Raw genomic sequence first — 13,752 nt, forward strand, 5'->3', positions numbered from 1 at the left:
GTCTCCACGCGGTCGAGCGCTGCGACTCGCGGCAGCCCCTCACCCCACCCCTCTCCCCGCAAGAGCGGGGCGAGGGAGCGCGCTGCCGGTGTGGCCGCACGTCGCCACGAACTCGTTCACCTGCATTCGTACCTGATCGAGGTGGGTGAACAGGCTGACGTGTTCCCCGCCGGCGATCGCCAGCAATTCGCCGTGCAAAGCCTCGCGAGCGACGCGCTCGGCGTGGGCGAACGGCACCACGGTGTCGCTGGTGCCGTGAATGGCCAGCAACGGCGGCGACAGGGCCGAGACGTCGATCGGCTCCATCGCACCGAAGTAAGCCGTGTCGCTGAGCGTGCCGGGCAGTCGCTCGGCCATTCGGGTGAACACGCTGGCCTGCAGTTCGCGCAGCATCGTGCCTGCGACCGGATCGGTCAGCGTCTTTGTACGCAGCGCCGGGTCGCGGATCGAGCGGCGGGCGGATTTTTCCGGACTGCGCAGCGCTGCCCAGCGCAGCAGCGCGACCAGTGGTGGCAGGCGGGCGATCAGTCGCATCATCGGCAGCCGCGTGCGAACCTGCTCGGGCACGTCGAGGGTGCCGGTGCAGCAGGAGATCAGCACGATGCCGGCGCAGCGCGTCGGGTGGCGCAGCGCAAAGTGCAGCGCCGATGGGCCGCCGGCGGAGACCGCGACGACCATCGCTTTGTCGATCTTCAGCGCATCGAGCAGCGCCGCGTAGAGGTCGGCTTGCGCCTCCGGCATCGCGCCGCTGGCTTGCGGTGTGCCGAGATAGCCCGGCCGCGACAGCGCCAGCACGCGAGTTGGCGGATCGTCGCCGAGCGCAGCGCGGGCGAGCAGCAGGCTCTGGTCGCATCCGCCCATGCCGCCGTGCAGCGCCAGCACGGCGGGGCCGGTGCAGCGGTCGATCAGTTCGATCGGGCCTCGATGAGTGGAAACAACGATGGGAGTGAGCGGGGATGCGCGCAAAGCCGCGCGCCCGCCGGAGACGGGAGCAGACATGATTGCCTCTTCAGAAAAGCGCGTGCGGCGTCAGGCGGCGAGGCGCGGAGCGAGGTGGCGGATCAGGGCCAATGCCTCGGCCGGCGGGCGTTGCTCGATGCGGCGATAGATCCGGCCATCGGGCCTGCGCGTCATCAGGCCGTGGTCGCACAATGCGCGGCGCAGCAGCGCGTGGTCGCCAAAATTGTGATGGCCGGCGAGTAGCGCCGTGAGTTGCTTCTCGCTGAGCTCGCGGCCGCGTGGGATCCGCGACCACAACACCCACAGCCCGAGTTCGGCGTGGCTCGCCTTCGACGGCCAGCGCAGCAGGCTGCCGGCGGCATCGAAGTGCCGTGCGACGCGCTCGATGCGCTGATGGTCGATCACCGGTGCCGGTTCGGGCGCACGCGCCAGACGATCGCCGGCTTCATGCTGGGCGCGAAAATGCTGGAAATTGCGGAAGCCTGCCGAGCGCGCCAACAGGTTCAGCATCTCGACATGGCCGAGCTTGTGGCCCTGCGCGTCGAGTTCGCGATTGAGCGCGCGCGCCAGCGCGGAGACATCCTGGGCGGCGTAGGGGAAAACAGTGCGGGTCATGACCTCATCCTCGATCGTGCCGAACGGACAAGTCGATGGTCGCTGACTTTCGACGCGGCACGGGACAAGTGTCTGCCGATCAGGAAACGTGGCAGGTTTAGCTCCCCTCGCGGGGCAGCGACGCCTTGGTGAACTGCCGACCAGTGCGCGGGGAAATACATCGGTCACGCCGACATTGCAAGCATCGCGTGTAAACGCGCGCTGAGCAGCGCTGCGTCGCGCGCTGCTTGACGGCGCCGGGCACCGCAAGTATCAACTCGCCGCATGATCAACGCGACCACCATCGCCAAAGCCCGCCGTCGCCGCATTCCCGCGGCTCGGGCCAACGCGCGCGTCTGACAGCGTTGCCCCTGCCGCCGGTCTCGGTCCGCGGCAGGTTGATCTCTCCCCCTCCAAACGCGAACTGATCCCGGCGGCTCCGCCTTCAACCAGGAGCCAGCCATGTACGTGCCGCCCGCCTTCAAGCCCGATCGATCCGCCTGCCTCGCCTTCGCGGCGGCGCGCGGCTTCGGTCTCGTCTGCGCCCATGACGGCCGCAAGCCGGTGGCGTCGCCGCTGCCGTTCGCGATCGACTATTCCAGCGACGGCACGCCGCTGCTGTCGTTCCATGTCGCGCGCGGCAATCCGCTCGCGGCGCTGGCCGACAGCCGCACGCCGTGGCTGATGGCGGTGAGCGGGCCGGGTGCCTATGTGTCGGCGGACTGGTACGCCTCGCCGGATCAGGTGCCGACCTGGCTGTATCAGAGCGTGCATCTGACAGGTCCGGCGGCGGTGATGTCGGAGGCGGAACGCGACGCGCATCTTGACGAGGTCAGCGCTGTCTTCGAAAGCTCCCTGGCGCCGAAGCCGTCGTGGCGGGCGTCGAAGATGACAGCCGGACGACTGAACGCGATGAAGAAGGCTATCGTGGGCGTGATGATGCGGGTGGATGTGGTGGAGGGCAGCTTCAAGCTGAACCAGCACAAATCCGACGCCGATCACATCGCGGTCGCAAATGCACTGGCGGCGCGGCCCGATCCGGCCTCGCAGGCGATCGCCGCGCAAATGATCGCGCTGCGGCCGCAACTCGATTACAACTCCGCGGCGCTGATCGCCGAGCCGGCCCTGTAAGGAACCGAAGATGACCCTGACGGATACCCCGACCACCAACGCCGCCACCGCCGGCAAGCCGGCCGTGTTCATCGACGGCGCCGCCGGCACCACCGGGCTCGGAATCCGCGAGCGGCTGGCGCGCGACGGCCAGGTCGTCGTGAAGGACATCGCCGAGGACAAGCGCAAGGACCCGGCCGCCAAGCGCGCGCTGATGGCCGAGGTTGATCTCGTCATTTTGTGCCTTCCCGACGATGCCGCCAAGGAAACCGTCGCGGTGATCGACGGCATGGGCAGCGAGGCGCCGAAGGTGCTCGACGCCTCGACCGCGTTCCGCGTCGCGCCGGACTGGGTCTACGGCTTCGCCGAACTGGCGCCGGACCAGGCCGACAAGATCCGCGGCGCACGCAAGGTGTCGAATCCGGGCTGCTATCCGACCGGATCGATCGCGCTGCTGCGGCCGCTGGTGGATGCCGGGCTGATCCCGGCGGACTATCCGATCTCGATCAACGCCGTCAGCGGCTATTCGGGCGGCGGCAAGTCGATGATCTCGGCCTATGAGGCCGGCACCGCACCGGCGTTCGAACTCTACGGCCTCGGCCTCGCGCACAAGCATCTCGCCGAGACGCAGAAGTACTCGGGCCTGACGCGGCGGCCGATCTTCATTCCGTCGGTTGGCAACTTCCGTCAGGGCATGCTGGTGTCGGTGCCGCTGCATCTCGACACGCTGCCGGGCAAGCCGTCGGTCAATGATGTGCACGCAACGCTGGCGAAGCGCTATGCGGGCAGCGCCTATGTGTCGGTGGCACCGCTCGACAGCGCCGCCAATGCCGGCGGCCGGATCGAGCCGGAGGCGCTGAACGAGACCAACAAGCTCGAGCTCTACGTGTTCGGCAGCGAACCGCAGCATCAGGCCGTGCTGGTGGCGCGGCTGGACAACCTCGGCAAGGGCGCGTCCGGCGCGGCGGTGCAGAACCTGCGGCTGATGCTGGGCCTGCCGGACAGCGACGACTCCAAGTAAGGGCTGCGCATGACCACGGCTTTCGACGCCGACACGCTGGCGTTCTATCAGGGCAACGCCGCCGACTACGCGGCGTGGAGCAAGCACCGCCACGTCCGCCTCAACGCGTTCCTCGAGCGGTTGCCGGCGGGCGCGGCGATCCTCGAACTCGGCTGCGGCGCCGGCGCGGATTCGGCGCATATGATTGCGCAGGGCTTTGCGGTCCGCCCGACCGATGGGTCGCCGCAGATGGCGGCGCAGGCCGCGCAGCGGCTTGGCCGCGAGGTCGAGACGCTGCTGTTTCATCAGCTCGATGACATCGCGCTGTACGATGGCGTCTGGGCCAATGCCTGCCTGCTGCACGTGCCGCGTGACGAACTCGGCGGCGTGCTGACGCGGATCTGGCGGGCGCTGAAGCCGGGCGGCTGGTTCTATGCCAGCTACAAAGGCGGCGAGGGCGAGGGGCGCGACAAGCTGGCGCGCTACTACAACTACCCGACCGAGGCCTGGCTGCGCGAGCGGTACGGCGAAGCCGGCGCGTGGTCGTCGCTGGCGATCGATGCCAACCAGGATACCGGCTTCGACAACAAGCCGGCTGAGATCCTGCATGTGACCGTGCAGAAAGCCGCCTGATACCTCTGGTACTTACCAGAACTGATCAGTCCGGCTCACGCCCCCTGTCTAGCTTGCTAACGCTCTGAGTGTTGCGCCAAGCTGTCCCCACGATGTCGGCATGCGACGTCGCGTTGTGCATTATTGCACGTTAGGGGACGCCATGGATGTGTTGCAGCCGATCCTCGAGCAAGCTCCTGCGCCGCGCGCGACCAAACGGTTTCAGGTCGCGCTGATCAAGCCGTCGCACTACGACGATGACGGCTACGTCATCCAGTGGGTGCGCGCCTTCATCCCGTCGAACTCGCTGGCGGTGGTGTACAGCCTAGTCGAAGACTCGCGGCAGCGCCGGGCGCTCGGCGACGACGTCGAGATCGACATCACCGCGGCCGACGAGATCAACACCCGCACGCGGATTCCGCAGATCATCGAGCGTTTTCGCGCGCATCAGTTCTTCGGGCTGGTGTTTCTGGTCGGAGTCCAGTCCAATCAGTTTCCACGTGCGCTGGATATCGCGCGGCCGCTGCGGGCGGCTGGCGTTCCGGTGGCGATCGGCGGCTTCCACGTCTCCGGCTGCGTGGCGATGCTGCCGGGCATTCAGAAGGACCTGCAGGACGCGCTCGATCTCGGCGTGACGCTGTATGCCGGCGAGCTCGAAGGCCGCTGCGACGAGCTGCTGCGCGATGCGGCGGCCGGTCGGCTGCAGCCGATGTACAACTATCTGCACGACCTGCCGGCGTTGGAAGGCGCGCCGACGCCGCTGCTGCCGCGCAAATATCTCAAGGGCACGTTCAGCCTGCAGACCTCGTTCGACGCCGGGCGCGGTTGTCCGTATCAGTGTTCGTTCTGCACCATCATCAACGTGCAGGGCCGCAAGTCACGCGGGCGTAGCGCGGACGATATCGAGCGGCTGGTGCGCGCCAACATGGCGCAGGGCGTCAACTGGTTCTTCATGACCGACGACAATTTCGCCCGCAACAAGGACTGGGAGCTGATCCTCGATCGGTTGGCAGCGCTGCGCAAAGAGTTCGCCGCGGCCGGGCAGAAGGACATCAAGCTGGTGATCCAGGTCGACACCCTGTGCCACAAGATCGACGACTTCATCGAGAAGGCGCGGGCGGCCGGCGTGGTGCGGACGTTTCTTGGGTTGGAGAGTATCAATCCGGAGAATCTGGCGTCGGCGAAGAAGCGGCAGAACAAGATCACTGAGTATCGCCAGATGCTGCTGGCGTGGAAGCAGGCCGGGGTGATCACTTACGCCGGCTACATTCTCGGCTTTCCGCACGACACGCCGGCGAGCATCGCCGAGGACATCGCGATCATCCAGAAGGAACTGCCGCTCGATATCCTGGAGTTCTTCTGCCTGACGCCACTGCCGGGCTCGGAGGATCACCAGCGCCTGTTCAAGGAGGGCGCGCCGATGGATGCCGACCTCAACCGCTTCGATATCGAGCATGCCGTCACCGCGCATCCGAAGATGAGCCGGGACGAGTGGCAGGGCACATACTTCAAGGCGTGGGATCTGTACTACTCGGCCGAGCACATCGAGCGTCTGCTGCGCCGCGCGGCCGCCACCGGCGGAGGGGTCTCAAGACTGGCGTCGATGATCTTCCTGTTCTCGTCGATGGTGAAGATCGAGCGCGTCCACCCGCTGCAGGGCGGCATCCTGCGGCTGAAGTATCGGCGCGATCGCCGGCCGACGCTGCCGACCGAGACGCCGTGGCTGTTCTACCTGAAGCTGGTGTTCGGCACCGCCTTCAAGCTCGGCCAGAGCCTGCGGCACTGGCTGTGGATCGACAGCCTACGCCGTAAGATCCTGAGCGACCCGGACCGCGCCGGCTACGTCGACGCGGCGATCACCCCGGTCGATGAGCATGAGGTCGATGAGTTGGAGCTGTTCACCCACAGCCAGGCCGCCCACGACGCCGTCGAGCACATCCGCAAGGTCGAGAAGCTGACTCACGCGAAGTCGGTGGCGTAGGGCGCACCCTCCGCGCCTCTCGAGATTCCGGGCTCGCGGGCTTGCGCACGCGCCCCGGAATGACTCGCGGAGAGGATATTCTCAACGCGCAGATGCCGTGCTTAAATTCCGGCTCGGTTAGCATTTTGCGGAGGCGGCATGACGTCGACGCCGGTTCTGGTGATTTTGAGCGCGGCGACGGCGCTCGGGCTGTATCTCGGGCTGTTGTATCTGCGCGGCGAGCGCAAGCAGGGGCTGGTGGCGCTGCATCTGCTGCTCGGATTCGGCGGGCTGGAGACACTGGTGATGCTGCTGCACGGCACGCCGGATGGCGCGACTGCCACCGGCAGCCTGTCGTTCGGCAAGGTCGCAGCCGGACTGTTCGCCGTCTCCGCATTTTCCGGCTTCATCGCCGCGCTGGCGCGGCGTTCGCCGGTGGCCGCCAACGTGTTGCTCGGCACTCACGTCACCGTCGGGCTGGCCGGCTTCGCGCTGGTGCTGGCCTGGGTGACGGGGACGTAGCTGACGTGTCATTGCGAGCGTAGCGAAGCAATCCAGCCGCGCTGCAGGGGGCTGGATTGCTTCGCTTCGCTCGCAATGACGGGGAGGGGCCGTTCTACGACCGCACGCGCACGTAACTTCCCGGCGCGTCCTCGATCGGCGGGAAGGCTTCGGTGCCGACGGCGCGGGCAGGGACCCGCTCCGCGTCGAACTGTTCGATCCAGGCGCGCCAGTCTGGCCACCACGAGCCCTTGTGCTCCTGCGCGCCCTTCAGCCATTCGGCGACCGAGCCGGCGTGGATGTTGTCGTTGGTCCAGAACTGGTACTTGTTCGCCGCCGGTGGGTTGATCACGCCGGCGATGTGGCCGGAGCCGGACAGCACGTATTTGACGGGCCCGCCGAAGAACTGCGAGCCGTACAGCACCGATTCCGCTGGGGCGATGTGGTCCTCGCGGGTGGCGAGGTTGTAGATCGGCACCTTGACCTTGGTGAGGTCGAGCTGGGTGTTGTCGAGCACCATGGTGCCGGCCGACAGCTTGTTGTCGAGATAGCAATTGCGCAGATAGTAGGAATGGTTCGCCGCCGGCATCCGGGTCGCGTCGGAATTCCAGTGCAGCAGATCGAACGCCGCGGGCGGCTGGCCTTTCAGATAGTTGTTGACCACGTAGGACCAGATCAGGTCGTTCGGCCGCAGCATGTTGAAGGCCATCGCCATTTTGGCGCCTTCGAGCACGCCGGTCGACTGCATGTCGCGCTCCAGCGCCGAGATCTGCTCCTCGTCGACGAACACCGTGAGATCGCCCGCATGGGTGAAGTCGACCTGGGTGGTCAGGAACGTCGCCGAGGTGACGCGCTGGCGCCGCCGTTCGGCCAGCCAGGCGAGGGTGGACGCCAGCAGCGTGCCGCCCACGCAATAGCCGATGGTGTGCACCTTGAGCTCGCCGGTGACCTTCTCGACCACGTCCATGGCGGTCAGCGGGCCGAGCTTCATGTAGTCGGCGAAGCTCTTGTCGCCGAGGCTCTTGTCCGGGTTGACCCAAGAGATCACGAACACGGTCAGGCCCTGGTCGACGCAGAACTTGATGAAGGATTTTTCTGGCTTGAGGTCGAGGATGTAGAACTTGTTGATCCACGGCGGCACGATCAGCAGCGGCGTGCGCAGCACCGTTTCGGTCGACGGCGCGTACTGGATCAGCTGCATGATCTCGTTCTGGTAGATCACTTTGCCGGGCGTGGTGGCGATGTTGACGCCGACCTCGAGGTTGCTCGGATCGGACTGGCGGATTTTCAGATGGCCTTTGCCGGCGACGATGTCTTCGGCCAGCATCTTCATGCCGCGCACCAGATTGTCGCCGTTGTGCTCCAGCGTGGTCCGCGTCAGCTCCGGGCTGGTCGCCACGAAGTTGGAGGGGGACAGCGCGTTGGTGATCTGCTGAATATAGAACGCGGCCTTCTTCTTGGTGTGCGGGTCGAGCCCGTCGGCTTTGTCGACCAGCTCGTTGGCCCATTGCGAGGTCAGCAGATAGGCCTGCATCAGAAATTCGTAGAAATGATTGCTGCGCCAGGACGGATCAGCGAACCGTTTGTCACGCGGCGGTGGCTCGATGGTCGGCTCGACCTTCTCGCCGGACAGCTTGCGCGAGGCATTGCCCCACAGATCCAGATAGGACTTGCCGAGCTTGGCCTGCAGTTCGGCGGCGCGCGCCTGGTCCGAGGTCCAATACTCGGCGACGCGGGTGAGGGTCTTCACCATCTCGGTGAGTTCGGCAGGGGGCTGTCCGCTGTCGGCCGGCTCCCGCGGCTTCAGCATCGCTGCCAGCGCTTGGCCGCCGGTTTCCATCGCCTGCGCCAGATTACGCGCGAAAGCCTCGGGATCGAACTTCTTCGCGGTCGCTGTTTCTGGTAGCATGTCACTCATCGGCGGACGCTTCATCCCTGCTCAAGATCTTACACGTTTTTGTCTTTATGCCGCCGATGATGACATAGTTCTGTAAATGTCGCTGAACTGGATGTGCTGCACTGCGACAATTTGCGCTTGATTTGGCCACATTGGCATCTCACTGACTCGGCGTGCTGCGGGTGTGCTTGCAGCTGGAATAAGGTTTTACGGCGCCGCGGGTTCGGCTATGTGACGATTCATGCTTGGGCGCGCGGCCGTTCGCCGCCGCAAGGTCGGGGATGACGGTTTGCGGGTGACCACACAGAGGGCGATGGCGATGCGGCCGATTCCGACGCAAAAGGCCGGTCAGCAGCAAGGGCGCGGCGTCCTGGCGACGGCCGCCTTGCTGGTCGCCGTCGGGCTGGGCGGCCTCGGACTGGGTGGCTGCTCGATCTCGCTGTCCGACATGCCGATGCTTGGCAGTAGCGATAGGGCTGAGAAGCCGAAAGACGCCGAGGGCTTCCCGGCCGTCAACGACCTGCCGGCCGGCCGCGACGAGGCCGTGCTGGCCCCCGCCGAACGCAACAAGATCGAGCAGGAACTGATCGCGGCCCGCGAGCGTCAGGCCAATGCCAATGCGAGCGCTAGCACCGCGGCCGCCAAGGCGGCGGCCGCCAAATAGTCGTCAACGTCGCCGGTGCACGAACGGCGGCGGTGGCAGGTCACCGTTCGCAGGCCGGCGCAGCACAAACACCGTCCTCGATCCGATCCGCCGCAAAATCGTGCCAATGGGAGCGTTTCTGCGCCTGAATCGGATTCCCCTCCGATCAAGAACGCGGTAACGATCCTGCCGCACCCCGGAGTCGAGGACCATGGAAGAATTCTACCGTATCCGCCGTTTGCCGCCTTATGTGTTCGAGCAGGTCAACCGGGCCAAGGCGGCCGCGCGGAACGCCGGGGCCGACATCATCGACCTGGGTATGGGCAACCCTGACCTGCCGGCGCCGCAGCATGTGCTGGACAAGTTGAAGGAGACGCTCGGCAAGCCGCGCACCGACCGCTATTCCGCCTCCCGCGGCATCACCGGACTGCGCAAGGCGCAGGCAGCCTATTACGAGCGCCGGTTCGGCGTGAAGCTGAACCCCGACACCCAGGTGGTCGCCACGCTGGGCTCCAAGGAAGGCTTCGCCAACGTCGCCCAGGCGATCACCGCGCCCGGCGACGTGGTGCTGTGTCCGAACCCGAGCTACCCGATCCACGCCTTCGGCTTCCTGATGGCCGGCGGCGTGATCCGCTCGGTGCCGTCCGAACCGACACCCGACTTCTTCGCCGCCGCCGAGCGGGCGATCATTCATTCGATCCCCAAGCCGATTGCGCTGATCGCCTGCTATCCGTCGAACCCGACCGCCTATGTGGCCAGCCTCGACTTCTACAAGGACCTGGTGGCGTTCGCGAAGAAGCACGAGATCTACATCCTCTCCGACCTCGCTTATGCCGAGGTGTATTTCGACGACGCCAACCCGCCGCCGTCGGTGCTGCAGGTTCCGGGCGCGATGGACGTCACCGTCGAGTTCACCTCGATGTCGAAGACGTTCTCGATGGCCGGCTGGCGCATGGGCTTCGCGGTCGGCAACGAGCGCATCATCGCGGCGCTGGCGCGGGTGAAGTCGTATCTCGACTACGGTGCCTTCACGCCGGTGCAGGTCGCCGCCACCGCGGCGCTGAACGGCCCGGACGACTGCATCAAGGAGATGCGCGAGACCTACAAGAAGCGCCGCGACGCGCTGGTCGAGAGCTTCGGCCGGGCCGGCTGGGAGATCCCGCCGCCGTCCGCCTCGATGTTCGCCTGGGCGCCGCTGCCGCCGGCGTTCCGCGAGCTCGGCAGCATGCAGTTCGCCACCCTGATGGTCGAGAAGTCCGGCGTTGTGGTGTCGCCCGGCGTCGCCTTCGGCGAGCACGGCGAGGGCTACGTCCGCATCGCGATGGTGGAAAACGAGCAGCGCATCCGCCAGGCGGCGCGCGGCGTCCGGCGCTTCCTTGAAAGCGGCGTCGAAACGTTGCACAACGTGGTTCCTCTCGCCACCCGGCGATAGGGCCAGGTTCCCGGAGGCCGCGTTCGCCGGCCTCCGTTTTTCAGCAGCTTCAGACGACAGGTTCGGCGCCCGATGGACGCGCTCAGAGTGGGTATTGCGGGTCTCGGCACCGTGGGCGCCGAGGTGGTCCGTGTCATCGAACGGCAGCAGCGGACGCTGGCAGCGCGCTGCGGGCGGCCGATCCGCGTGGTCGCCGTCACCGCCCGGTCGAAGACCAAGAAGCGCGGGCTCGACCTTGCCGGCATGACCTGGGCCAAAAGTCCGCTGGCGATCGCCACCGATCCGAACGTCGATTGCTTCGTCGAACTGATCGGCGGCGCCGGCGATCCGGCCGGTCCGGCGATCGAGGCGGCGCTCGCCGCCGGCAAGTCGGTGGTGACCGCCAACAAAGCCCTGATCGCCAAGCACGGCCTCAAGCTCGCCGGTCTCGCCGAAAAGCACGGCGTCGCGCTCAACTACGAGGCCGCGGTCGGCGCCGCGATCCCGGTGATCAAGACGCTGCGCGAGGGGCTCGCCGGCACCGACATCCACCGCGTCTATGGCATTCTCAACGGCACCTGCAACTACATCCTGACCCGCATGGAGCAGGAGGGGCTGTCGTTCGACGACTGCCTCGCCGATGCGCAGCGGCTCGGCTATGCCGAGGCCGACCCGACCTTCGACATCGACGGCCACGACACCGCGCAGAAGCTGTCGGTTCTCGCCAGTCTCGCCTTCGGCACCAAGGTGTCGGAGAGCTCGGTCTATGTCGAAGGCATCCGCTCGATTGCGCCGGAAGACCTGCGGGCGGCCGCCGACCTCGGCTATCGCGTCAAGCTGCTCGGCGTCGCGGTGCGGACCCCGAAGGGTATCGAGCAGCGCGTGCATCCGACCATGGTGCCCAAGACCTCGTCGATCGCGCAGGTGATGGGCGTCACCAATGCGGTGTCGATCGACGGCGACGGCATTGCGCCGATCACGCTGGTCGGCGCCGGCGCCGGCGCGGCCGCCACCGCCTCGGCGGTGGTCGCCGATATCGCAGATGTGGCGCGCGGCATTCGCGCCCAGCCGTTCGGCCGGCCGGTGGCCAAGCTCGCCGCGATCAGCAAGGCGCCGATGCAGCGCCACGAGGGCGGCTACTATCTGCGTCTGATGGCCCGGGACCATGCCGGAACCGCGGCGACGATCGCGACGCGATTGGCCGAGCAGGACATCTCGATCGAATCGATCGTGCAGCGCCAGCCGGAACGGATCACGGACGGCAACGGCAAGCCGGCTAAGGCTGGTCCGGTGCCGGTGATCCTGATCACCTACGCGACCAGCGAAGACGCGGTGCGCCGCGCCCTGCAGGCCGTGCAGCGCGACAAGGTGATCAGCGGTCGGCCGCAGGTCATCCGTATCGAGAAGAACTAGACGCCGGGGATACCGTGTAGCCGCGCCGCTGTGGTGCGGACTGAGTTTTAGGAGAGGGCTGACATGTCGACCACCATTTCCGTTCCGCCGCAATTGTTGCTGGAGCGCATTCTGACGCTCGAGATCGTGCGCGTGACGGAGCGAGCGGCGGTGTCGGCGGCCCGCCTGCGCGGCCACGGCAACGAGAAGGGCGCCGACCAGGCCGCGGTCGACGCGATGCGTCGCGAGCTCAACAAGATGCCGATCGAAGGCACCATCGTGATCGGCGAGGGCGAGCGCGACGAAGCGCCGATGCTGTTCATCGGCGAGAAGGTCGGCGCCGGCATCGACGGCGGCCCGAAGGTCGACATCGCGGTCGACCCGCTCGAAGGCACCACGCTGTGCGCCAAGAACATGCCGGGCTCGATCGCCACCATGGCGATGGCCGAAGGCGGCACGCTGCTGCACGCGCCCGACGTCTACATGCAGAAGATCGCGATCGGCCCGGGCTACGACAAGAACGTGATCGACATCGATGCCCCGCCGGAAGACAACATCCACCGTCTGGCGCAGGCCAAGGGTGTACCGACTCACGGCATCACCGTGCTGGTGCTCGACCGGCCGCGCCATGCCGAGCTGATCGCCAAGATCCGCGCCACCGGCGCCGGCGTGCAGCTGATCACCGACGGTGACGTCGCCGGCGTGATCCACTGCGCCGATCCGGAGAACACCGGCGTCGACATCTACATGGGCACCGGCGGTGCGCCGGAGGGCGTGCTGGCCGCGGCGGCGCTGCGCTGCATCGGCGGCCAGATGCAGTGCCGGCTGCTGCTCGACACCCATTCCAAGCGCAACCGCGCGGAGTCGATGGGCATCGAGGATCCGAACTTCGTCTACCAGATCGAGGACATGGTGAAGGGCGACTGTCTGTTCGCCGCCACCGGCGTCACCGACGGTTCGCTGCTGTCCGGCGTCAAGTTCCGCAAGGACGTGATCCAGACCGAGACCGTGGTGATGCGCTCGGTGACCGGCACCGTCCGCTACATCAAGGCCGATCACCGCCAGTTCGCGAAATTCCACCTGGATTGAGGAGTGCCGTCATGGCCGTCGTGATCCGTCCCGTCGGCCGCGATGAACGCGCCGCCTGGGAGCCGCTCTGGGCGGGATATCTCGCGTTCTACAAGTCGACGCTCGCGCCCGGCACCAATGATGTCACCTGGGCCCGTTTTCACGATCCCGCCGAGCAGATGTACCTGCTCGGCGCCTACGTGGACGGCAAGCTCACCGGCATCGTGCAGTTCCTGTATCACCGCTCGTCTTGGGCAGCGGGTGACTATTGCTATCTGCAGGATCTGTTCGTCGACGATAGCGCCCGGGGCCTCGGCCTCGGCCGCAAGCTGATCGAAGCGGTGTACGAACGCGCCAAGGCCGACGGCTGCAGCCGTGTGCACTGGCTGACCCAGCCGGGCAACACCACCGCGCGCCTCTTGTACGATCGCATCGCCGACGATTCCGGCTTCATGCAGTATCGCAAGGTGTTTTAAAAACACCCGCGCCGGTCATTGCGAGCCAACGGGTCCGGCCTTCGGCCGGCCCGATGACAGGCTCCGCGAAGCAATCCAGCTCCGCGCCTGGCGCTGGATTGCTTCGTCGCTTCGCCCCTCGCAATGAC

At 66.6% G+C, this 13,752-nt stretch carries 13 protein-coding genes; 10 read left to right on the plus strand and 3 right to left on the minus strand.

Annotation, left to right across the window (positions count from 1 at the left end):
• Positions 1-39: 39 nt before the first annotated feature.
• Complete coding sequence (locus tag IP86_RS05745; RefSeq protein ID WP_054161564.1) at positions 40-999, minus strand: alpha/beta fold hydrolase; 960 nt, start codon at positions 997-999, stop codon at positions 40-42.
• 30 nt (positions 1,000-1,029) lie between these two features.
• Complete coding sequence (locus IP86_RS05750; protein ID WP_054161565.1) at positions 1,030-1,575, minus strand: DUF2087 domain-containing protein; 546 nt, start codon at positions 1,573-1,575, stop codon at positions 1,030-1,032.
• A 441-nt stretch (positions 1,576-2,016) separates the two neighbouring features.
• On the opposite strand from IP86_RS05750, the gene IP86_RS05755 reads away from it, so the two are divergent.
• The 5 genes from IP86_RS05755 (at position 2,017) to IP86_RS05775 (ending at position 6,758) form a co-directional block, all read left to right on the plus strand.
• Positions 2,017-2,685 carry an FMN-binding negative transcriptional regulator gene (locus IP86_RS05755; RefSeq protein ID WP_054161566.1) on the plus strand — a complete coding sequence of 223 codons (669 nt, stop codon included), beginning with the start codon at positions 2,017-2,019 and terminating at the stop codon, positions 2,683-2,685.
• Between the two features lie 10 nt (positions 2,686-2,695).
• A complete protein-coding gene (gene argC, locus IP86_RS05760) occupies positions 2,696-3,685 on the plus strand; it encodes an N-acetyl-gamma-glutamyl-phosphate reductase (protein ID WP_054161567.1) in 990 nt (329 codons plus the stop codon).
• A gap of 9 nt (positions 3,686-3,694) precedes the next feature.
• Positions 3,695-4,297: a class I SAM-dependent methyltransferase gene (locus tag IP86_RS05765; RefSeq protein ID WP_054161568.1), complete on the plus strand. Its 603-nt coding sequence runs from the start codon at positions 3,695-3,697 to the stop codon at positions 4,295-4,297.
• A gap of 142 nt (positions 4,298-4,439) precedes the next feature.
• Positions 4,440-6,257 carry a B12-binding domain-containing radical SAM protein gene (locus tag IP86_RS05770; RefSeq protein ID WP_054161569.1) on the plus strand — a complete coding sequence of 606 codons (1,818 nt, stop codon included), beginning with the start codon at positions 4,440-4,442 and terminating at the stop codon, positions 6,255-6,257.
• Positions 6,258-6,395: 138 nt separating this feature from the next.
• Positions 6,396-6,758, plus strand: a complete 363-nt coding sequence (locus tag IP86_RS05775) for a hypothetical protein (protein WP_054161570.1) — start codon at positions 6,396-6,398, stop codon at positions 6,756-6,758.
• A 94-nt stretch (positions 6,759-6,852) separates the two neighbouring features.
• On the opposite strand, the gene phaC is transcribed toward IP86_RS05775, so the two are convergent.
• Positions 6,853-8,655 (minus strand): class I poly(R)-hydroxyalkanoic acid synthase, encoded by a 1,803-nt coding sequence (gene phaC / locus IP86_RS05780; RefSeq protein ID WP_054161626.1) that lies wholly within the window; start codon positions 8,653-8,655, stop codon positions 6,853-6,855.
• A 274-nt stretch (positions 8,656-8,929) separates the two neighbouring features.
• Here phaC and IP86_RS05785 point away from each other — a divergent pair, with 274 nt between their 5' ends.
• The 5 genes from IP86_RS05785 (at position 8,930) to IP86_RS05805 (ending at position 13,624) form a co-directional block, all read left to right on the plus strand.
• Positions 8,930-9,298, plus strand: coding sequence for a hypothetical protein (locus IP86_RS05785; protein WP_245290543.1), 369 nt, complete (start codon positions 8,930-8,932; stop codon positions 9,296-9,298).
• Positions 9,299-9,488: 190 nt separating this feature from the next.
• Entirely contained in the window at positions 9,489-10,709 is a 1,221-nt protein-coding gene (locus IP86_RS05790; protein WP_054161571.1) for an LL-diaminopimelate aminotransferase, read from the plus strand.
• A gap of 72 nt (positions 10,710-10,781) precedes the next feature.
• Complete coding sequence (locus IP86_RS05795; RefSeq protein WP_054161572.1) at positions 10,782-12,101, plus strand: homoserine dehydrogenase; 1,320 nt, start codon at positions 10,782-10,784, stop codon at positions 12,099-12,101.
• 63 nt (positions 12,102-12,164) lie between these two features.
• Positions 12,165-13,169 (plus strand): class II fructose-bisphosphatase, encoded by a 1,005-nt coding sequence (gene glpX / locus IP86_RS05800; RefSeq protein ID WP_054161573.1) that lies wholly within the window; start codon positions 12,165-12,167, stop codon positions 13,167-13,169.
• 11 nt (positions 13,170-13,180) lie between these two features.
• Positions 13,181-13,624, plus strand: a complete 444-nt coding sequence (locus IP86_RS05805; RefSeq protein ID WP_054161574.1) for a GNAT family N-acetyltransferase — start codon at positions 13,181-13,183, stop codon at positions 13,622-13,624.
• Positions 13,625-13,752: the final 128 nt, after the last annotated feature.

Source organism: Rhodopseudomonas sp. AAP120 (assembly GCF_001295845.1).
Lineage (GTDB): Bacteria > Pseudomonadota > Alphaproteobacteria > Rhizobiales > Xanthobacteraceae > Rhodopseudomonas.